The organism is Winogradskyella ouciana (genome assembly GCF_009709615.1).
Taxonomy (GTDB): domain Bacteria; phylum Bacteroidota; class Bacteroidia; order Flavobacteriales; family Flavobacteriaceae; genus Winogradskyella; species Winogradskyella ouciana.
In genome coordinates this window covers 297,778-319,878 of record NZ_WJYA01000004.1, presented here as the reverse complement: position 1 = coordinate 319,878, position 22,101 = coordinate 297,778, and the positions used below count along the sequence as shown (strand labels likewise).

General features: G+C 33.9%; 19 protein-coding genes and 1 tRNA gene. 5 read left to right on the top strand and 15 right to left on the bottom strand.

Annotated features, from left to right (window positions below; translation table 11 throughout):
* Positions 1 to 4: 4 nt before the first annotated feature.
* From F1003_RS05370 to F1003_RS05355, 4 genes are read left to right on the top strand one after another with little or no spacing between them, the layout of a single operon-like run.
* The gene (locus tag F1003_RS05370; protein ID WP_155088191.1) at positions 5 to 973 is read left to right on the top strand and encodes a lysylphosphatidylglycerol synthase domain-containing protein; all 969 of its coding nucleotides are present in this window, start codon (positions 5 to 7) and stop codon (positions 971 to 973) included.
* A complete protein-coding gene (locus tag F1003_RS05365; protein WP_155088190.1) occupies positions 970 to 2,109 on the top strand; it encodes a glycosyltransferase family 2 protein in 1,140 nt (379 codons plus the stop codon). The genes F1003_RS05370 and F1003_RS05365 overlap by 4 nt, the downstream gene beginning before the upstream one ends.
* A gap of 51 nt (positions 2,110 to 2,160) precedes the next feature.
* Positions 2,161 to 3,021: a hypothetical protein gene (locus F1003_RS05360; protein WP_155088189.1), complete on the top strand. Its 861-nt coding sequence runs from the start codon at positions 2,161 to 2,163 to the stop codon at positions 3,019 to 3,021.
* Positions 3,022 to 3,023: 2 nt separating this feature from the next.
* Positions 3,024 to 3,761, top strand: coding sequence for a Bax inhibitor-1/YccA family protein (locus F1003_RS05355; protein WP_155088188.1), 738 nt, complete (start codon positions 3,024 to 3,026; stop codon positions 3,759 to 3,761).
* Positions 3,762 to 3,830: 69 nt separating this feature from the next.
* On the opposite strand, the gene F1003_RS05350 is transcribed toward F1003_RS05355, so the two are convergent.
* The 3 genes from F1003_RS05350 to F1003_RS05340 all read right to left on the bottom strand — a co-directional run bounded on the left by F1003_RS05350 (position 3,831) and on the right by F1003_RS05340 (position 7,221).
* Positions 3,831 to 4,307, bottom strand: a complete 477-nt coding sequence (locus F1003_RS05350) for a hypothetical protein (protein WP_155088187.1) — start codon at positions 4,305 to 4,307, stop codon at positions 3,831 to 3,833.
* Between the two features lie 107 nt (positions 4,308 to 4,414).
* Positions 4,415 to 6,859: an energy transducer TonB gene (locus F1003_RS17830; protein WP_155088186.1), complete on the bottom strand. Its 2,445-nt coding sequence runs from the start codon at positions 6,857 to 6,859 to the stop codon at positions 4,415 to 4,417.
* Between the two features lie 2 nt (positions 6,860 to 6,861).
* Entirely contained in the window at positions 6,862 to 7,221 is a 360-nt protein-coding gene (locus tag F1003_RS05340; RefSeq protein WP_155088185.1) for a BlaI/MecI/CopY family transcriptional regulator, read from the bottom strand.
* Between the two features lie 117 nt (positions 7,222 to 7,338).
* Here F1003_RS05340 and F1003_RS05335 point away from each other — a divergent pair, with 117 nt between their 5' ends.
* Positions 7,339 to 7,836 carry a DUF456 domain-containing protein gene (locus F1003_RS05335; RefSeq protein ID WP_155088184.1) on the top strand — a complete coding sequence of 166 codons (498 nt, stop codon included), beginning with the start codon at positions 7,339 to 7,341 and terminating at the stop codon, positions 7,834 to 7,836.
* Positions 7,837 to 8,066: 230 nt separating this feature from the next.
* Here the strand turns inward: F1003_RS05335 and F1003_RS05330 are convergent, their stop codons facing one another.
* The 12 genes from F1003_RS05330 to trxA all read right to left on the bottom strand — a co-directional run bounded on the left by F1003_RS05330 (position 8,067) and on the right by trxA (position 22,054).
* Positions 8,067 to 8,735, bottom strand: a complete 669-nt coding sequence (locus F1003_RS05330) for a response regulator (protein WP_155088183.1) — start codon at positions 8,733 to 8,735, stop codon at positions 8,067 to 8,069.
* Positions 8,732 to 10,714, bottom strand: coding sequence for an ATP-binding protein (locus F1003_RS05325; RefSeq protein WP_162306904.1), 1,983 nt, complete (start codon positions 10,712 to 10,714; stop codon positions 8,732 to 8,734). The genes F1003_RS05330 and F1003_RS05325 overlap by 4 nt, the downstream gene beginning before the upstream one ends.
* A gap of 173 nt (positions 10,715 to 10,887) precedes the next feature.
* The gene (locus F1003_RS05320) at positions 10,888 to 11,061 is read right to left on the bottom strand and encodes a hypothetical protein (protein WP_155088181.1); all 174 of its coding nucleotides are present in this window, start codon (positions 11,059 to 11,061) and stop codon (positions 10,888 to 10,890) included.
* Positions 11,062 to 11,466: 405 nt separating this feature from the next.
* The gene (locus tag F1003_RS05315; RefSeq protein ID WP_155088180.1) at positions 11,467 to 12,927 is read right to left on the bottom strand and encodes a phage tail-like protein; all 1,461 of its coding nucleotides are present in this window, start codon (positions 12,925 to 12,927) and stop codon (positions 11,467 to 11,469) included.
* 2 nt (positions 12,928 to 12,929) lie between these two features.
* Positions 12,930 to 14,882: a DUF8693 domain-containing protein gene (locus tag F1003_RS05310; protein ID WP_155088179.1), complete on the bottom strand. Its 1,953-nt coding sequence runs from the start codon at positions 14,880 to 14,882 to the stop codon at positions 12,930 to 12,932.
* A 22-nt stretch (positions 14,883 to 14,904) separates the two neighbouring features.
* Positions 14,905 to 15,351, bottom strand: a complete 447-nt coding sequence (locus tag F1003_RS05305; RefSeq protein ID WP_155088178.1) for a response regulator — start codon at positions 15,349 to 15,351, stop codon at positions 14,905 to 14,907.
* 1 nt (position 15,352) lies between these two features.
* Entirely contained in the window at positions 15,353 to 17,212 is a 1,860-nt protein-coding gene (locus F1003_RS05300; protein WP_155088177.1) for a sensor histidine kinase, read from the bottom strand.
* The gene (locus F1003_RS05295; RefSeq protein ID WP_155088176.1) at positions 17,179 to 17,616 is read right to left on the bottom strand and encodes a DUF7793 family protein; all 438 of its coding nucleotides are present in this window, start codon (positions 17,614 to 17,616) and stop codon (positions 17,179 to 17,181) included. The genes F1003_RS05300 and F1003_RS05295 overlap by 34 nt, the downstream gene beginning before the upstream one ends.
* Before the next feature lie 176 nt (positions 17,617 to 17,792).
* On the bottom strand, positions 17,793 to 20,168 hold the full coding sequence (locus F1003_RS05290; protein ID WP_155088175.1) for a sigma 54-interacting transcriptional regulator: 2,376 nt from the start codon (positions 20,166 to 20,168) through the stop codon (positions 17,793 to 17,795).
* 320 nt (positions 20,169 to 20,488) lie between these two features.
* Positions 20,489 to 20,562: transfer RNA gene (locus tag F1003_RS05285), tRNA-Asp, on the bottom strand.
* A 76-nt stretch (positions 20,563 to 20,638) separates the two neighbouring features.
* The gene (locus tag F1003_RS05280) at positions 20,639 to 21,568 is read right to left on the bottom strand and encodes a DUF58 domain-containing protein (RefSeq protein WP_155088174.1); all 930 of its coding nucleotides are present in this window, start codon (positions 21,566 to 21,568) and stop codon (positions 20,639 to 20,641) included.
* A 168-nt stretch (positions 21,569 to 21,736) separates the two neighbouring features.
* The gene (trxA, locus tag F1003_RS05275) at positions 21,737 to 22,054 is read right to left on the bottom strand and encodes a thioredoxin (protein ID WP_155088173.1); all 318 of its coding nucleotides are present in this window, start codon (positions 22,052 to 22,054) and stop codon (positions 21,737 to 21,739) included.
* Between the last annotated feature and the right edge of the window lie 47 nt (positions 22,055 to 22,101).

Sequence of the window (22,101 nt, the reverse complement as noted above, 5' to 3'; positions counted from 1 at the left end):
TAACATGCTTTATAACGTGCCTTACAAAACTAAGCAATTCTTCTTTGTACTTATTAAGTTAAGCATTGTAGTTGGCGCTTTTTATTTTATTTACACGAAACTTGCTGAAAATGAAAATCTACAATTCAATGAATTTTTAGCTTTTTTGAAGGAAAATGACACATTTTCAGCCAAAAACATCAGTTTTTTACTCATTTTAAGCGTTTTTAACTGGTTTTTTGAAATTGTAAAATGGCAATATTTGGTTAAGACCGTGAAGAAAATTTCTTTTAGAGATGCTTTAGAGCAAAGTTTAGGAGGATTAACTGCTTCTTTGATTACACCAAATCGCATCGGTGATTATGGAGCTAAAGCAGCTTACTTTGCAAAGCAATTTAGAAAACGAATTGTTTTATTGAATCTTTTGGGTAATATGGCACAAATGACCATCACAACCATTTTTGGTGTTGTTGGGTTAATTATTTTTGCTAATCGTTATCAAATTGAAGTGGACTATTATAGAGTTGCCAGATTTGGTGTTATTTTACTGCTCATAAGTCTTTTCGCCGTTTTTGGGATTAAACATAAACGATTTAGCATTAAAGGTTATTCCATTGAGCGCATTTTAGAATACATTAAAAATATCGCCTTTAAAGTCCATGTTACTAATTTATTTTTTGCACTGATTCGCTATTCAATTTTTTCATTTCAATTTTACTATTTGCTTACCATTTTTGGAGTTGAAGTCGATTATACCAAAGCCATGGTATTAATCACTAGCATGTACTTTTTAGCGTCCATTGTACCTTCAATTTCAATTTTTGATGTTGTTATAAAGGGAAGTGTCGCCGTATTCCTGTTTGTATATGTACAAGTCAACGAGCTCACTATATTGTCAATTATTACCTTAATGTGGTTATTGAACTTTGCCATTCCGAGTTTGTTTGGCAGTTATTTTGTGTTGAATTTTAAGCTGCCTAAAATCGAAGAATGATCGCAACTATTATAATCGTCATTATAATTGCTTATCTGATTGTTATCGGAAGCCTGACCTATGGTTTTGATAAAGTTGAAGAGTTTCAACTTCGGGATTTAAAACCTAAGACTAAATTTTCGATTGTTATTCCATTTCGGAATGAAGCTGAGAACTTACCCAAATTGTTGAATTCGATTTTTAAATTAAATTATCCTAAAGATTTGTTTGAAGTCATTTTTGTTGATGATGAGTCTGATGATGGATCGGCTGATATCATAAATAACCTTCTCAACACAAAAGATTTCACTCGAACTGATAACATAAAAATTATTCAGAACAATCGCGTTTCAAATTCACCAAAAAAAGATGCGATTACCTCAGCTATAGAAATTGCTAACAACGAATGGATTATTACTTCAGATGCCGATTGTGTTTTGCCAGAATATTGGTTAGATACTTTTGATGAGTTGATTCAAACAAAACAACCCAATTGCATTGTGGCACCTGTGACCTATTATGGACAAACGTCTTTTTTTAACCGTTTTCAAACTCTAGATTTTTTAAGCCTTCAAGGTGCTACTATTGGTGGTTTCGGTTTGCAGAAACCTTTTCTATGTAATGGTGCCAACTTTGCATATCAAAAATCTATTTTTAGAGAGTTGAAAGGATTTGAAGGCAATATCAAAATTGCAAGTGGTGATGATATTTTTTTATTGGAAAAGCTTAAAACCTATAATCCAAAAAAAGTCTGTTATTTAAAAAACCCAAAAGCTATTGTTCATACGCAACCTGTTTCAAGCTTGCAGCAATTAATTAATCAGCGATTACGTTGGGCCTCTAAAACCAGCCGTAATCCCGATTGGTTTTCTAAGCTATTAGGACTCGTTGTTTTCTTGGCAAATTTAGTTTGTCTGTCATTGTTTCCGTTGTTAATCTTCAACCTTATCAGCGGAAGAATAACAGTTTCCTTGTTGGTTATAAAATTAGGGATAGACTTTTTGTTGTTGTTTAAAACAGCTCGCTTTTTTAAACAAGAAAACCTTCTGTTATCGTTCCTATTTTCAAGTATCTTGTATCCTTTTTTTAGTGTTTATATTGTGATTCTCTCTTTGTTTAAATCCTATCATTGGAAAGGCAGAACATTCAAAAAATAATAACATCTCATATATTTTTGGTAGCTTTACTAAAACCAAGTCATACAACAAATGAAAAAATCACTGTTAATCCTAATTCTTTGTCTTGCGTTTCAGCTAAACCATAGCCAAGAAACCTATACCATCAATGGCGAGACACTTGAGCTAAAAACTGATATTGATGGTAAATTAGACCTTCTGTGGAATGTTATCGATGGTGAATATCGCTATTTTGTGCGTACCGAAAATGGTACAATTACCGAATTAAAGAACACAAGGGATGAAAACAACAACTATAAAGAGGAGTATAAATCAACGTTGAGCGAACTCACAGGAATGTCCAAGGACAAGCTTAAGTTAACACTCTACAGCCTAAGAGCTTATATTGATGCTTATAATAGCTCTGCAGACCCAAACTATACATCGAGTACAACCGAAAGTAAAGCACAGTTTAGACTGGGGTTTTCTGGAGGTATAACCAATAATCCTTTTGTTGGTAATCCTGAAAATAAAAAAACACCAATGATTGGTGCAGAATTAGAAGTCTTAGAAGGCCATGATATGCCAAGACATTCCGGCTTTTTACAAGCAAGACATACGTTTGATAGTGACGATTTTCCCTACAGCACCACCGAATTTTCATTAGGTTACCGTTTTAGATTTGTTAATACGGAAACGTTTTCAATCTATGGACAAGTAAAATTTGCAACGCTGAACCTTTCTAATGCTTCATTCATTAATGAAAGCGACATGGAAGTTGACGTCAATGAGACTTCATTTGACATCCCTTTTATTTTCGGAGTAGGTTCTGATATTAAGGTTGGTGAGAACAGCTATATTACATTAATTTATGGAGAATTATTTGCCGCATTTTTAGATAACCAAGGTAATTTTTCCACAGATATTGCCATAGGCTATAAATTCAACTTATAATAATGAGTCTAAGGAATTTTAAGACTTCAAACCCTGTATTTAATGGTTATTTTTGGGAGGGTGGTAAGTCTTCGTCTAAAACCATGTCTGTTGCTGGCATTTTTTTTAAATCCATGCTTGGCATTATTGTTATTGCAGCCATTACAGGCTATTTGTGGAAGCTCAATGAAGCTGGCACACCCATGCGATGGTTTACCCTAGGTGGCATGCTGGGAGCCATAGTTATGAGTATTTTAATTTCCGTGAGACAACATTGGGCTCACATTTTAGTACCACTTTACGTTGTAGCAAAGGGCTTCTTTTTGGGTGGGTTTTCGTCTTATGCGCATCGTAATTTTCCCGAGCTACCATATCAGGCTATTGGTGTTACCATTGTTACGTTCTTTGTAATGCTCATACTATATCAGCTTAGGATTATTGTAGTAACAAAAAAATTACGAAGCGTTATTATAACCGCCACAATTAGTATAATGGTTGTGTATTTAATTTCTTGGATACTTAGTTTTTTCGGGATAAAAACCTATATCTGGGGAACATCTTGGTTTGCTATTGTGTTTAATATTTTAGCTGCCATAGTAGCTTCATTTGCCTTGTTGTTAGACTTTGATTATATAGAGCGTTATAAGAACAGAGCGCCAAAATACAAAGAGTGGATCGCAACTTGGGGACTTTTGGCAACGCTAATTTGGTTGTATATAGAAGTACTGAGATTGATGCAGAAATTGGCTATACGCTTTTAGTGTTTCTTGCAGAGACGCGAAGTAGTTAGAAAAACAAAGTAACTGCTTACTGCTTACTGCTTACTATACCTATTCAATCTTAACTATCACAGGCAACTCAAAAGCTGTGGTAACTTGTTGCCCACGTTTAATTGCTGGAAAGATTTTAGGAATATCTTTTAAGCTTTGACGTAGTAGGCTATCTATTTCCGGAATTTGAAATTGTGTTTCTGGCTTTATCACCATACTATCAACTTCTAAAAGCCCTTTGTTATCTATAACAAGTTTTAAACGAATAGTATCGTTGACATCATCTGAAACTACAATGTTTTGATCTGCCAGATATTGATTAACATGAGATAATAGTGTGTTCTGAAAACAAGCTCTACTCTCTTCCTTTGCAGTAATGGAGTCGCAACTACTAAACGTAGGATAGGTATCTACATCGTTCCAATTGAAGGTTTGCAATTCTTCCTCAAGCAAATCTTCTGAATCTACTTTTTGCTTTTCAAAATAATCGCAAGATGTAAAGAGAATAATTAAAAAGAGACAAGCAATTCGGTTCATTATCACGTTTCTTCTGATACCGAAATGTACAATTTTTTATCTAATAAGACATAAGTGGACTCTACTTTTGAAAATGTTGGCATTACCCAATATTAATATAGGATTTACTAATCATTTTTTGTGTTTACAATTTGAAAAATTATTGGGATAGAATAGGCTACATCTACGGTTTCACCATCTTTCTTTCCTGGGGTAAATTGTGGCAATAACTTCAACACTCTCACTGCTTCTTCTTCTAATTTTGGATGTGGGCCCCTAGCAATAATATTTGAAATAAGACCTTCTTTATCTATTTTAAATTGAACAAAAATTCTTTTTTTACCTGCCGTTAAATTTAAAGATTTGGCAAAATTCATATTAAAATTTTTGCCTATATGTTTATTTATTGCACTTGTAGTACACTCTTTGCTGTCTGATTCTGAGGAAATAGGGTTACAATTTGGATGAACAGGAGCTACTTCTACAGTAGTCCACGGCTCTGTCTCATTTTCAGGTTTTGTTTTCTTATATTCACTTGGTATAAATTCTACTGAATCTCTTTGAGCCTTAGTTTCCAAACGCTCAATAAACTTATCGTAATTTTTTGCTCTGAAACTATCTAACGTATCCTTGAGTTTTGTTTTTAAAGCATTAATCTGTTGATTTAATTGTATTATTACAGGGTTTTTATCAGCATTTGCATTTTGCAAAAGATTGTCACGTTCCTGAATTAATTCATTTAACCTTTTAGCATCATCCTTCACTTCAAAAACAATCGGTAAAGAATAAGGTACCGTAACCAATTTCCCTTTTTGTCTCCCTGGAATAAATTGCGGTAACATGCCTATTACGCGTTTAGCCTCTACCTCTAAAGCTTCGCTTGGCCCTCTGGCAATAATATCTTTAACCTTTCCTTCTTTGTCAATCTTAAACTGTACAAAAACTCGTTTCCTACCTGGTGGTAAGCCATGAGCTAAATCGGTATTGAAATTTTTGTTGACATGCTTATTTACAAAATCACTTAAACAATATTTTCTTTCTTTATTATTAGTCAAATCCAAACATTTAGGAAGTGTTGGCACTTCTTCGATAACTAAGAACGGGACTTCTATGTTTTCTTCTACTACTTCTATTTCTTTGGTATCTTCATCTGAATTATCATATAGCTCTATCTTAGAAACTCCCACCATTTCACAAACTGTAAGTTTATAAAAATTGTCATCATCATGCAATTTTCCCAAAAGCTCATCAAAACGTTTTTGTTCTTTGGCTGTCTTGTTCTTAAAATCGTTTACTACAAATCTTAATTCCCCATCTTTTGCATTTGATTCCCAAAGTTTTTTGGCTTCATCAGTTTTTTTCCACTCTCTGTATTCCTTATAGGACTGATGCTTATTCAAAGTCATGTTTTTAGCGGTTTCATAATCCTTATCTGTGAGCGTACCGTCTTCAGACTTTCTTTTAATTAAAGCATCGGCCATATGTTGCATAAAAGCAATAGACTTTAAATAATTCTCTTTAGACCGGATATACACATCAGAATTCTTAATTGTAAAGCCAGTATAATCTGAAATTTCAACAACTGAAATACCCTCTTCTTTCATTTTAAGTATTTCGTCATAGTACGATTGTATAAGTTGTTCATCCGTCAATTCTTGATTGGCCTCATTTTTTGTTTCTGTTTTTTCCTGGGCCCTAACTTCTGTTGAAGTATAGATTAACATCCCAAAAACTAGTGGAATCAACAGCGCATACTTGATTAAATTCAGCTGTCTTGATTTTGATTTTTGTAACATAGCTATTCGTTTTTTGATTAATGATTTTTTGAAAAATGTATTGGTAAACGACACATTATTTGTATCGAACATTTGATTTAATAAACTTTGATAATATTCCGCTTTGCCATTTTGTTTTACTGCCTTAGCATCTGCTATAAACTCGTGCAGCTCTTTTATTCTATTTTGATAGATGTAGATTAACGGGTTAAACCAAAAGACAATTCTTAGTAATTCAAAAAATAGCAAGTCGAGCGTATGCAACTCTTCTACGTGCACTAACTCGTGCTTATAAATTGTTGTTTTTTCGGAATCGGGAATTTTTTCTCCTAAAAAAACAGTGTTGAAAAATGAAAAGGCAGCGCTGCTTTTTATTAACCTCACAACCAAAATATTGCCTTGCCAACGCTTAGGGCTATTTTCCTTAAGCCAATACAGTTTTACAATTTTATATACAAAAACCAAGGTGGCAATGATAAGCCCAATCCAAAACACATATTGCCAAATTGGTGTTTTGGGCTGTTCCATTATTTTGCCTGCGGTCTCTGCAATTTGTATTTCTGAAATTGGTGATGCTTTTGTACCAATAAAAACTTCTGGCAGCTGTATTACAACGTTTTGAGTTGTCATTTTTTTAAGTTCAGGAAACTTAAGAAACGGCAAAACAAATGAGACTATGGCAGTAAGCAACAAATAAGCCCTATTGTAATTAAAGAAGGTTTCGCGCTTTAAAAACAAATCGTACACCAATAGAAATAGTGCCTGAAATGCTATAATTTGAAAAATTGTATAGAGCATAATTATTTGCTTTTGTTAATTTCGTTCAACAAGGTTTCAATATCCTCAACATCCACATCGTTCTTTTGTACAAAAAACGATACCATACTTTTAAATGACCCTTGAAAATAATTATCGACAAGCTTATTTATTGATTGATTACTATAGGCGTCTTTGGGTACAACAGGAAAGTAGAGATGTCCTTTCCCTTGCTTTTCGTAGTCCACAAATCCTTTGGATTCTAGAATCCTTATAATAGTTGATACGGTATTATAGGCAGGTTTTGGTTCTGGTAAAATCTCGATTACCGATTTTACATTGGCTTTTTTTAATTGCCAAAGTGCTTGCATTATTTCCTCTTCTGCTTTTGTGAGTTGTTTCATGATTTTTAGATTAACACTGCTAATATAACTAAAAATTTAGTTTAAACTAAATTTTTAGTTGATAAATGTAACTTTAGCTTGCTTCTTGCGTCTTATAATTGAATTTAAATTAATTATATGGAATTATTTTTAGTGCTTGTCGCACTACTTTTAATGATATTAGGAATATTAGGTAGTTTTTTACCTGTATTGCCTGGTCCGCTCACTAGTTGGGTTGGTCTTTTGGTTTTACATTTTACAGAAGGTGTACAAATGAGTCAGACGTTTTTAATAGTTACGCTCTTGGTCGCCATTTTTATATATGTGCTAGATTATATAATTCCGGCGTTGGGAACCAAACGCTTTGGTGGCAGTAGAGCTGGTATGATTGGTACAACTCTGGGCTTAATTATAGGTATACTTTCTCCAATTCCATTTGGAATCATTATCGGTCCATTTGTTGGAGCCCTTATCGGAGAGATGATTCACAGAAATGATATGGAAAAAGCACTTAAGGCAGCATTTGGATCGTTCTTAGGGTTTATAGCTTCTACTTTTTTAAAGTTTATTGTGGCCATAATATTCTTAGGCTTCTTTATAGTAAAACTTTCTGAGCATAATGCCAGTTGGTTCTAAAAAGTAAAAAACCTAGTTACAACGCGTGTAACTAGGTTTAGTTTTCTTGCTATTAACTCAACAATTACTTAAGAGGGATTAATTAATTCTTGTTGACTTGGGATAAATATAAGTAAGCACTTTAAATTTTTGTTGTGGAAAAACCATAGACTTGATGCGGAAAAACCGTAGTTTTCAGCATTGGCGAGCCTTTGGGAAGTTTTATTTAGCAGTAGAAAACGCTGTTTTTTTTACAAATACCCTTTTTCTCGTGCTTCTTGCAACAAACTTTCGTCCTTACCATCTGTTACTGAAAATAATAGCTTAAGTTGCTTTTTTCGTTTTTCTATGGCACTTGTTGATAATGGGATATACTCACTAAGGCTTTTGGTTTTTATCCCTTGAGATAATAAATGTAGAATTTTTCTATTAACATCATCCACGTATATTTCGCTAGTAATGGTCTTTTTTACATAATTACTTACAGTACTACTGTAATATGGTGGATACTTTAAAATTTGCTGAAATGCATCTGCCAGCTCCATGGATGTTAAGTCACTTTTTATAAGAAAACCGTCTGGGTTTATTTCTTTTATGATATTATGAATCCTAAACGATTCGTTGAACATGGTCAGAATAATAATTTTGGCCTCCGGTAAAACTTTTTTTGCCAAAAGGGCAAGGTCTTCGCCCGAAGCGTATTTACCATCCTCTGATGGTGGTAAGCTAATATCAAAAAAACAAACATCGTAAGGCGTATCCTTTGATGCTCTATTGATCATTAATTGTGCTGTGTCACAGTTATTAGCAGTGTCAATAAGCAATGTTTGGTCGTCTTCTTTTGTTGCCATTAACACATTTTGGTAGCCCTCAATAATTATAGGGTGATCATCTACCATAAGGATATTAATATGTTTCATGTCGATTGGTTTGAGTAGGGAATCTTAACATTAACAATTGTACCATTACCAGATTGAGAGGTAAAGGTAATTTTTCCATTAATGTCTTCTACACGAGAAGTCATATTTTTTAAACCAATTCCTTTTTTGTTCTTTGATGTGTCAAATCCCTCCCCATCGTCAATGATGTCTAGGCAAATTACATTTTTTTCTAACGAAATGCTAATTTTAATGGCTTTAGCATTAGCATGTTTGTAGATATTCTGCATGGACTCTTGAATAATTCTGTAGATATTAATTTTGGTTTTATTGGATACAGAATCCCAGTTAATATCGTCCGTATAATCAAAATCGTATGTTAAGCCATAAGCTTGAGTCTGATTCTCAATAAGCTCTGAAACAATATCCATGAACCCAGTACCCGAAACAAAATCCGTATTTAACTCATGAGATATTTTTCGGATATCTTCTTCTATACTTTTAAGCTGACCAATGTAATTGGCTCTGGTCATCATCGCTTCTTTACCATCTTTAAAATTAATGCTGTCTAAACTAAGTCGCGTACCGAAAAGACGCCCAAGCACACCATCATGTAATTCTTCTGAAATTCTTTTTTTCTCTTGAGTTCTGGCTTCGTCTACCTTATCCTGTTGCCCAAGCATAAGGTTATAAATATCTTCATTTGCCTTTTGTTGAACCTGTATGAGTTTTAATTTTCTGTTTTTAGCGCGTTGGGATATCACAATGAAAACGAGTACCGCTGTTAACAAAAGTCCAATTGACAAAAAGACTAGGTACAGGTTTTCTTTAGATATTTGCTCATTTTCGGCTTCTAGTTGGTCGGTTTCAAATTCAATTCTAGCATATTTATTTCTAACATTTCTTTCTTCCTTTAACAAGCTGTCCGTAAGCTTAATATGTTCTTCTAAATAATTCTTACTTTCTTCTCCCTTGGTTAAAGTTGCCAAAAGCAACATAGACTCTAAATAAAGATCGTTAATGGATATGTCTTTTGAAATCTTGTAACTCTGTCTAGAATAGATAAGCGAAGAATCCAAACGGTTATTGGCTTTATAAAATTTCGCCAAATCTATAGATACTGCTAATTTTGTATAAGGATCTCCTAAACTGTCTGCGATTTTTAGAGCGCTTTTAAAATCTTTTTCTAATGTAGAATAATTATAATTTCCTGATAAAAATTTTGTAAAAGCATAGTTATCCAAAATTAAAGCGTGAAATACTAGATCGTTTTTTTTTAGATTTTCATTATTTGCTAAATCCTCATAAATTTCTAAAGCCTTATCATAATCTCCTTTTGCACGATATGGTAGTGCCAAATCGTTTTGTGAATCCAACAACAAGTCATTACCTCCATCTATTTTTCTTGTAAGCTCAATGGCTTGGTTATGATAATCAATTGACTTATCGTAATTCTCTAACTTATAAGACAAACTACCCAGAAGACTAAGAACCAGATACCTGTCTAAAGCCTTATCTATGTTGTTTAATTTATTGAAAATTTTTAATGCTTCAACAGCATTCTGTTCACTCCCTAGATAATCCTTTTCTTGATTTTGAATTGCAGCAATTGCATATAAAACTTCAGCTTTTTTCTGTAAATTACCTAAATTGTCAAAATATCTTAGTGCTTCAACTAAATAAGCATAAGCGGTAGTGTTGTCACCTCCTATTTGATAATAATACCAGCCTAAATTTTGAGCCGAAAATGCAATGGCTGAGGAATCAATTATTTTTCTAGCCAATTTTAGATTATTTGTGGTCTGATCTTTAAATTTTACGTAATCACCATTAATTAAATGCGCATAGCTCAAGTTTCTGTTAGAGCGTAAAATAAGTGAATCAATATTAGATCGCTTTGAAAGTTCACTGGCCTTTTTTGCAAAATTAAGTCTTTCTTTTGCTGATAAAGAATTATCATTAAATGATTTATTGTATTCTCTTATCGAATCAAGTAGAGCAAAACTTTCCTGGGCTGCCAAAGGCAATGTTAAAAATAGAAAACAAAAAAAGAAAAGTTTAGATTTCAAGAATTTTATGGCGTTGGTATAGAATCAAATTTAGAGTTTTTTAATGAAGAAATAAAAAAATTACATACATATAAAAAGCCCATAACAAATTGCTATGGGCTTGTATCATTTTAAAACTTAAAATATTATCCTTGACTAGGCATTTTTAATTTTTTTACTTTACCATGAGCGATCAAGTTAATTTTAGTTTCTTGCTTTATGGTCTTAGCATCTACATAGTCATTTTGATCTGATTGTACACCAGACACAGTTAACATAGCAATTGCAACTAAGGCTAAAGTAATTTTTAGGGTTTTCATAAGTATCAATTTAGGGTTTATTAAATAGTCAATATTAAAATTGCGTAACGACTGTCGTTACATTGAGGGAGGGAATGGATAATTAACTATTCTTTAGGTTTAAGCCTAAAATTGTACTAAAATAAAAACGAGGGATGTTTTCTAAACAGAAAGTCTATAAGTAAAATGGATTAAATTAAAGCTGAAACAACTTTAACGAGGGAGAACGAATATATAATTATTTGAAAGATTAACAACTAAATCATCGATAAAATGTATTTTTTTATCGATTAAATACTAAATTTATTACTTTTATTACTATAAAAACAAAGCCCCAACTCAATTGGGGCTTCATAACTAACACTAAAAAAACAAATTGTTATGCACAATTATTCTGTTAAGGGTTTTGATGAGTTATAATTCGTTCTAATTTATACTTAAGTTTAATGAAAAAACAGTAATTGAGGTTGTTCCAGAACCTGTTAATCTTTGTCCCCAGATTTCAATATAATCATTGGGAGCAAGTTCTACAGTACCAGAAATAGCGTTACTTGATATATCTGAAGTATTATTTACTCTCATTAAGGTATTTGTTTCAGTAAGTGTTGTTGTACCATTTTTTCTTATAAAAAAGGCATAATAATCTCCTACACCCGAGTTGCCTCTAATGGACAGCGCAGCACTAAGCTGAAATGTCCTTGTTTTATCACCAGTGTAGGTAATTCTATTGTCTTGGGTAGACATGGTCCGTAATTCATTAACCAATGTTGTACTATTACTATTTCCATTACCCCTAAGGTTAAATGGGTTGTTGTCAGTAGTCGATTGAACAAATCCAGTGGTTATAGTTCCGTCATAATAAATATTACCACTACTTACCTCATCAGATTCTACTGGTATACCAGGACAATTAACCGTCCAAGAATTATCAAAATTATATCCAGAATATGACCCTACACTATAGCCATCTATGTACTGACTACTTGTGCCAGAGAAACTGACTCCTGTTAATACAGCATTGTTAACTGTTGGGTTACTGCTAACATCTATACCAACATCAGTGCCATCAATTAACATGTAGCCACCTTGTTTTTGAATAAAAGCAAAAGTCCCAGAATAAGTTTCAAAAACGCCAGAATTAGTAGATTGCCACGCTGTATTACTTATTAAAAGATCATCGATATCCGTATAAGTAATACCACCTGAATTACCAGCAAATTGCACAATGCTCATAAATACCAATTGAAAGCCAGATATAGTACCTACCGCATTAGAATTAGCAATAACAGCATCCCTTATTATAAGATTATCGGTAGTTGTGCCCGAGAGATTAAATACAGTACCACCAGCAGCAACTAGGGTTGTATTTTTAATAAGACCGCCTTTTGTACTAACAAACATTGTACCTCCGGTTTTTAACAAAACATCTTCGTAGGTATCCCTTCCAGATATAAAAGCGTTATTAATATCTATAGGATAGGCCAAATTTATTGTACCATTGATTTCATAAAAAGTGTTTTCTGAGAGTAGGTATTTTGAGCCACCTCCTGCTGTTAGTTCCTCACTTAAGTCAGCAACCGATTTTATTAATTTGTAATTGTCTCGCGTTTTAGATTTGAGATTTACCCACTGGCTAGAGCTATAATAGTAAAACGAATTTTCTGTAGTGTCGTATACCAGTAGTCCGTTAGCAGGGTTTGATATGGCAATTCTTTGGACACTAGTCATTCTTGGTGCCAACATTCCTTTTGAGGTAGAGCTCACATCTAGCATGGAAGATTCATCTGGAGTGAGTGTGCCTATACCCACTTGGGCAAAGCTATTAATGCTAATGAATAAGGCGACAAGGCATTTAATAAAGATTAAAGTTTGGTTAAGATTTTTCATAATTAATATTTTAAGATTTTAGTAGATTTTTGGGTGTTGTCACTTTTTACGTCCACTATATAGATTCCGTTTGGATGAGCAAATGGTATGGTAATAGTGCTATTGTTATTTAGATTATCTTGTTTTTCTAAAACTAATTGACCTAATGTGTTGTAGATTTCAATACGGTCTATGTGAATATTTTTGTCGTTCTTAACCACTATAGACTCTGAACCGTTATAAAACACCTGTAACATCTTTAGGCTATTATCGTCAATATGAAGATCATTTAGAGCTTCAAAGGCTATAACAAACCTGTTGTTGTAAACACCTATTGGCAAACTAAATTCATAGTCAGACGCTGTTAAGTCAATTTCCGTATTGGTATAGGTATCTCGTAGATAAACCGAATGGTTGAAATTCTCCAGAGCATCTATAGTGATTTTATGATTACCCAGTTCTGAAATTTTTATCCCTAGCGGAAACTCCATTTGCGTAGCAAATTCTCCAACACCTTGTATTACATATTGTAGATCATCATTGTCTTCAATAATGAAATAAGCATCATTATCCCTTAGATCAAACATTTTGGCATCGTAGCCCATGTTATAATCGAGATTTGCTCCAGAATTGGGTAAGAACCCTAGCAGCAACTGTCTATGAAACCCTCCAGGATTTTCGTAACCTATTCTTATGTATTTATTTAAGTCATTAGCGTTGCTATTTAATCGATAGAAAGTAGTTTCCGTTGAAGACTCTGTTTTATACGCCCGTTGTGCATTATTGAATTGAATTGTACCATTGGAAGACGCCTGTACAAAAAATCCTTGACCTACAGAAACATATTGTGTTGGCGAGGTCACTGAGCCAGAAGTTCCTATTCCGTAGATTAATGGTGATGCTACTGAAGGTGGTGTTCCACCTGTTAGGTTCTTTACACCATAACCGCCCAGATAATCTGTTAAATAATGAGACGTAGAGCCTCCATCAACCCAAAAATATAGCGCATCAACAACGCTAGCGTTGTCGGTTAAAAATTGATCTGCATCCAAAGCGGATGGATACGGATTGCCTAAAAGGGCATGCTCACCAGAATTTATGGTAAAAGTATAATCACCGTTATTGGGTTCACCATAAAACACATAATTTTGATACGAAGATGATGTACCTGTGCCTTTCATGGTGTATCCTTGCCCGGGATTTAACGTTGTGTTTTCATCTATATGCAACCAATCTGCATAAGAGCCATTGCCAAACATATAGGTATATAGCCAATATTTATTTATGGTAAGCGCATTAGTGACATTTCCGCTCACATCAGTTACAGAAGGGAGACCGTTATAAGGCGCACCGTTATTTAAATTAATAGCCTGTGGGCTAAAAGGGTTTAAGTCAGCGTCAGAACCATCAAACAAACAACTGGCTATTGAAAAAACAGCGCTTCGGTTTACTGGTGAAGACCAATAATTATATTTATAAACCGAGCTCTCACCTTGCTGATCCTTTAGCAATTTTCCAGCACCAAATGTATTTGTGTTTGAACCAGAATGCATTTGTATAAGTTGTGACTCGCCCATCAACCTCAAATCTCCATTTTTTAAGTACAGTGAATTTTGCAGGTTAAGAACCCTGTTGTCCTCTACCCGGACACCTTTAGTATTTGCCGCTGTTACATCTAGCTCTAAATTGTAAAAATTAACCGTATCAGCAGTGCCTGAAATTTGAATTAAATTGTTGGTAGCACTTTTAAAAAATGTTGTTCCGGAATTTGCGACTGTACTACCATTATTAATAAAATTGTTGTTTAATTGCAAATTGCCATCAGAGTTATGGTTGCCATTGTTTACATACTCGTCTGTAAACTTAACGTCGGTACCACTAACGATTTTTAAGTCGCCATGATTACTGATTTGGGCATTTAAGGACGTTACACAAACCGTTAAGATTGTGGTGATTAGATAGTAGTGTGTTTTCATAGTACATTTGGGTTAGGTTATTTTAGATTAATTTCAGATAAGAACCTCTAAATCTCTTGCTATTTGAGGCCGTGTTGCAAATACTAGAAAAACCTTCAACAGTGAGCGGTTTATTTAAATATCCCGAACAATAAGGATTGTTGTCTGCATTTAGGATATCCTCAGGGTATAGTGACGATGAGAGCATATAGATTTTAGGCAATTGAGCAAGATTTAGTTCTTGTTTCTTTAACTCCTCTATAAACTGAAAGCCGTTCATTTGAGGCATATTAATATCGAGCAATATCAGATCTGGAGGCAGCAAGGTTTTGGACTTGCTGCTTAAACGACATAGCTTTAAATAATTGAGCGCTGAAATTCCATTAGTAAAATTTCTGGTTTTAATCTCCGGATCATACTTCTCAATTATTTTTTTACATATAAACAAATCTATTTTGTTATCGTCTATAAGCATTATATTAGAAATCATACTACTTTTTTTTAGGTAAATTGGGGATTGTTATTTTAAAAGTTGTGCCATTGGCAACATTACTATCTAAACTTATGGTTCCGTTTAGATCTTCTATGATACATTTAACTATGTAAAGACCTAAGCCAGTACCTTGTACACCTTCGTTGCTAACTCTATAATAAAGGTCAAACACTTTATCTTGGTTCTCTTTTCGTATACCCAGCCCATTATCTGAGATGACTATATCTATAGTGTTTGCGTGTTGTTCTACATTTATTTTAATAAGGGGTTTATAATTTGCAGACAAAGTTTTTTTATAATTGATGGCATTCTGAATTAAATTTTGAAATACAGAGTTTAGCAGCTCTTTACTCGAATAAAAGCGTTTGGTTTGCTTTACATTTATTTTGAAACCAATTTCATCAAAACCATCAAGCCCGCTAAGTGATTCAATAGATTTTTCAATTTCTTTCTTAAAGTTGATGGCACTTACGTCTAATTTCTTCTGTGATATCGATGAGGCAAATGCAAGATTATCAAAAAGTAATTTTCCTTTTTGAAGACTCATGCTTAATAAATCTACTAATTCTGCAGTGCTACTATCAATATTTTCCTCTTTTATTAATGCTAACAAACCTTCTGCCGAGGTTAATGGTGCTTTGAGATCGTGTGCAGATCTATATAAAAAAAGCTCAAGATCCCTGGTTTTTTGTCGTAGGCGATTTTCAAGGCTTTTTCGTTCGGTGACGTCTATCATAAATACTGATAAGAAATGCTCCTTTCCGCAGAACCATCCGTTTACAGCAAATTCTACAGGAAACGCTCTCCCATCTTTTTTAAGCGCATTCATTTCTAAAGTATCGCCTTCTCTAACATTACCTACGTCATTTTTAATCTTAAGCAACTCTCTTACACCTGTCTCTATCTGCGGTTTGGAAATGAGCATAGAAAAGCATCTTCCTATAACTTCATCTTCTTTATAGCCAAATGCAACTTCAGCGCCTTTGTTCCATTCTTTTATAATACCATTACTATCTGTTACAACAACGATTCCTAAGTTATGTGACTTTAGGATATTTTTATACTTGGTTTGGATATCGTTTAGCTCTCTTAAAATATTTACATTCTTAGTTTTAAGCTCAGTAGTGATTTTAGCATAAGACACCTCATCGTATTTATCTAAAATAGGCTGTACGTCTGATAAATAAAGTTCTTTATTATAGCTGTCTTGGCATCTAGCAAATTGAAAATCACTAGATTTTTTCTCATTAAACACCTCAGCGATTTTAGATTTTATGGCATCGTGATAAGCTATATCAATAAAATCGTAGATATAAGACCCAACCAGTTCGTCGTAGTCCTTATTTAAAGATGTGCTCTGTGCCCTAATTATTTTAGCTCTTTTATTAACAGAAAGGATAACTTTCTCTAAATTTTTAAACTCAACTTTTTCTCCTAGCGCAACAGTAGTATCTATGTTTTGATTTTGGTAATAATCGGTAATATCATTATAGACGGAAAGATATTTAGTAATACAATCTTTTTTATCTTTTATTGGATATACTGTGGTTTGCAACCAATAGTGTCTAGATTCTGAAATTTTATGAAACAGTACACCTTTCCATACGTCACCCTTTTTTAAGGTTTTCCACAAGTTTTTGTATACTTTATTGGTGTGTAAATGCGATTTTAAAATTTCATTTTCCTCTCCGAGGATAAGATTTCTAGATGCGCCAACAAGATCACAAAAGTTATCATTGACATAAATAACTCGACCAAATTTATCGTTTACAGATATTATGAGGTGGTCATCTAGAGTATTTAAAATATTAGCGTTTTGTCCTTTTAGGTTGAACTTTTCAAGTTTTGGGGCTTGCATACATTCTTTTTTTCTTCCGTATAATATTGTACGGCTTTTTCTACGTCATCAAATATTTTAAAAGGTTTTTTAGGCTCAAAGATTCTTTTATAAGCGAGAACCAAGAGTTTTCCTTTTATTGAGTTTGTAACAAAGGCTTCAAAAGTTATGCGTTGGCAAAAACTTTCATTTATTGCCAATAATTTAAAAGCCTCTACAGTAAAATTACAAACCACATTTCTCAGATCTACCACTAATGGCATACACTTTTCCTTAGTTAAATCTTCAATTGCTTTTAAAAAACGCTCCATATCTCTATCCGTTAACTTGTAATTGAGATCAGTATTTAAAAACTGACAGAAAAGTATATTACTTTCTGTCCAAAATCTAACTATATTAAAGTCATATGATAATGTAATTGGCATATAATTTTTTAAACTCGCTTTATATATTGCCAAAGACGTGCCAAATACAAAATTTAAGCACAATAAAGTTCTAAATTGTTGATTTGAAAAGATTTAAATATTTTCCTGCAAATTAACCTACCCACGATATACCGTGGGACTACTTTACGGAAAACGCAATCCGCGGAATACCGTGACTACGGTTTTTTAATTCCAAGCTTTTTCATTCTATCTCTTAATGTGCTTGGTTTAATGTCTAAAATTTGAGCAGCGCCTTGGGATCCGTCGATTTTCCAGTTACACTGCTCTAAAGTCTGTACTATATGCATTCTTTGTACGTCGTCCAAGCTAAGTGTTGCAGAATGTATAGGAGTAGGTTTTTCTGAAGACTTGAATCCTGGTACAAACAGGGTTTCTGTATTAGTCAATATAACAGCGCGCTCCACCAAGTTTTCCAATTCTCTAACATTACCAGGCCAATCATAGTTGTATAAGGCATGTCTTGTATCTTGTGGAATGTACTTGATTTTCTTATTGTATTTTTTACAAAACTTGTCCACAAAATGCTCTATTAAAATAGGTATATCTTCTGGTCTTTGTCTAAGCGGTGGTATATTTATTGGGAATACATTGAGCCTAAAATAAAGGTCTTCCCTAAATTTTTTCTTTTTAACCTCCTTGTCTAAATTTCTATTGGTAGCTGCAACTATTCTTAAGTTTACTTTTTGTACCTTAGAACTACCTATCGGTTCTATTTCGTGCTCTTGTATTGCGCGTAGTAGTTTAGGCTGCATGTCTAAAGGCAATTCCCCAATTTCATCTAAGAACAATGTACCTCCGTCTGCGAGTTTAAATTTACCTTCTTTATCATTTAATGCACCCGTAAACGATCCTTTTTTATGACCAAACAATTCACTCTCAATTAACTCTTTAGGTATTGCAGCGCAATTAACTTTAATAATTGGTTTGTATTTTCTACCACTAATGTTATGGATTGCTCTGGCTATAAGCTCTTTCCCTGTACCAGACTCACCCAATAGCAGCACCGTAGCATCTGTTTCAGCCACTTTTTCTACATCAGTAAGCACCTGGCTAAAGGCCGCACTACCATAGACCATTTCTTCATAATTAAAGACTAAGTTTATTTCTTCTCTTAAATATACGTTTTGTTGCTCCAGTTCTTTTTTTAGCTGGTTTAAATCAGTATTCGCTAAAGACAATTTTTTGTTTGTCTCAATTAGCTTTTTCTGAATTTTTGTTCTTTCGGCATTCTCAATGGCCAATGACACTAAACCTGCAACAGTTGTAGCAAATTGTTCTTCTTCTGGTGTCCACTCCCTTATGTCATCTAAATGCTCAAAACAGAGTACACCAAAAGGTTTCTTAAGGCCTTTAACAAAAACATCGAGCATGGAAGTGATACCAAATTTGTCTAAGTAACTATTTTTGTAATCATTATTAAAGTCACTATTTGCACAATCATTGATTTTTACAATTTTTTTATCGTACAGTTTTTTAAAATAGTTAGGATAGTTCTTTGTTTCGAGCTCTTCACTATTTTTAAATTCATCTCCTTGTAAATGATAAGCACTTAGACAGTGTATTTGGGTCTCATCCTCATTAAATTTCCAAATACTAACTCGTTTTACTTCTAATGCTTGAGCGGCACTTGAGATTATGTTTTTTAAGACCTTATCAAAATCTTCACCTATTAGATTTACCAGTTTGAGAATGACATTTTTTCTATTTAAAGCTCTCTCTGATTTATCCTTTAACTCATTCTGAAATTTTAGCCGCTCTGATATATCTACAAAAGTTGACACATAACCAATGGTTTCTTCTTGGCTATTGGTAATTTTTGCATTTGCTACCGCTGCCTCAAAACGGTCACCATTTGCCTTCTTAAATGTGAGTTGACTTTTATTGAAAACACCTTGCAGACCTAAACTTACGTATTTTCTAAAGGTTTTATAGTGCTCAGGTGGCCAATGAGGAAAAGGCTGTTTTGTACCCACAATTTCAGACTCTTTATACCCAGTCATATCAAGATAAGCCTTATTTACGCGGATACAAGTGAGGTCTGCATTTAATACAATAAGGCCTTCATGCATACTATCTAATACAGACTCAGAAAAGTTTTTGGACACCTGAAGCTGGTTCTCGGTATGCTTTAGTGCACTAATATCTAAAATTGAGGACTGCACAAAATCTTCCCCTCCCAAATTGACTAATTGAAAGGTTGCCAATCCATAGGTGGTGTCACCATTTTTTTTAATCACTTCTAGCTCGTATGATTTGAGGATTTCCTGATCCGCTAAAAACGCCCTAATAGAATTGGCCTCACTTAAACAAATAAGCTCTAAATTCTCAACAGTATGCCCTAAAACCTCTTCTTTTTTATAGCCTGTAAATTTTTCCCATGCTTCGTTAACATCAACTAAGGTTCTATCACTCTTTTTTGCGAGGGTATGAGGTGTTGGGTTGTTATGAAAAATTTTTGAGTATATACTATTTTGACTAAAAATAGTATTAGAAGGGTTAGGGTTTTTGCCTGGGGCTTTATCTTTTTTCATAGGACACAATACAAATATTCCGCCTTTAGGGTGGGCAGTTAAGAGATTTCTTTAAAGTTGAGTCACACAAGAATACACCTAATATACAAAAAAAAGATACCTGTATCGTTATTAAACTAAGATAGTACAATATTTTTTTAAAAAATTCTATAAAAACAAAAAAGCATCCCGATTTTCTTATTCAGAAAAAAGGAAAGCCTTTCATTGGTAAATATCCAATAAATTGGATTTCTACTAAGACTCAGATGTTACTCTGAGCACAACACAACGTCTTTATATTGAAAAAGCTCCAATTTCTCAGAGCTTTTAAGCAATTTTTGCGGTCTGGACGGGACTCGAACCCGCGACCCCCTGCGTGACAGGCAGATATTCTAACCAGCTGAACTACCAGACCGTTGCATAATTGCGAGGGCAAATATACATTGCATTTTTAATTCCGCAAACAAAAAATTAAAAAAATAGAGATTTATTTACACAAATTTTTGCCGCTCTATCATATATGTGGTGAGTATCTGGTTAAAGCCCTTATTAATGTCCGCCTCAACATACTTTATTCTGTACTGTCCGCATTTCAATTTTAGGTTGTCAAAGTAATCTTTTACAGCCTTTTCATAATTTTCCTTGATGTTATCTGGATATAAATTGATAAAATCACCTGTTTCCACATCTATAAAACGCTTAGGTCTATTATCAAACTGAAAAGTCAATTCTTTAGCTTTATCATATATATGAAATAAAACCACTTCGTGCTTATTGTGTTTTAGATGTCTTAAAGCCTCAAACAACTTCTCATCGTCTTCAGAGGTTTGAAACATGTCCGTAAACAAAAATATCAAAGACCTGCGATGAACCTTCTCTGCTATCTGGTGCAAATAGGTATAGGTTTCGGTGGTTTTGGACTCTGGCTTAGCAACTACAGCTTCACCTAATTTGCTCAGCAACATTCTATGGTGCCGCTCGCTCCCTTTTTCAGGTGCATAAAAATCATAAGTATCACTATAAATACTCAACCCAACCGCATCACGCTGTTTTTTTAGAATATGCATCAAGGATGCGCTTGCCAATGCCGAAAATGCAATTTTATTGAGATTATCAATTGTTGTACCTGCCGATTCTGGATAGTGCATCGAAGTACTATTATCCACAATTAAGTGACAACGTAGATTGGTTTCCTCATCATAGCGCTTGGTGTACAAACGATCGGTTTTGGCATAGAGTTTCCAATCGATGTGTTTGGTACTTTCACCTTGATTGTAAATCTTATGTTCAGCAAATTCTGCCGAAAACCCATGAAACGGACTTTTATGCATGCCAGCAATAAAACCCTCTACTACTTGCTTGGCGAGTAATTCTAGGTTTTTAAAACCGCCTGCTTTATTTAATTCTAATTGTAAATCCATAAGCCCATCCTAACCTTCCCTACCAGAAGGCATTATTTTAGCTTCGTGCTTCGTGCTTCGTGCTTCGTGCTTCGTGCTTCGTGCTTCGCGCTATACGTCTAAACTAAAAAAGGTTCGCCGTAATGGCAAACCTTTTATCATTTCTTTTAGAACTTATTTGAATATCGACTATAAAAGTGCATCGATAGCTTCTGAATAAGCGTTCTTTGGTGCAACACCTACTTGTCGGCCTACGACTTCACCATCTTTAAAAACCAATACTGTTGGTATGTTTCTTACTCCGTATTTAGCAGCAAATTCTTGATTTGCATCTACATCAACCTTACCAACTACAGCTTTTCCTTCGTACTCTGTGCTAATCTCGTCAATGATTGGCCCAACCATACGGCAAGGTCCGCACCACGCTGCCCAAAAATCTACCATTACCGGTTTATCACTCTTTAATACTGTTTCTTCAAATGTTGCATCTGTTATTTCTAATGCCATAATATTTATTTTAATTGTATTCTACTTCGTTTACACAAAATTAGTCA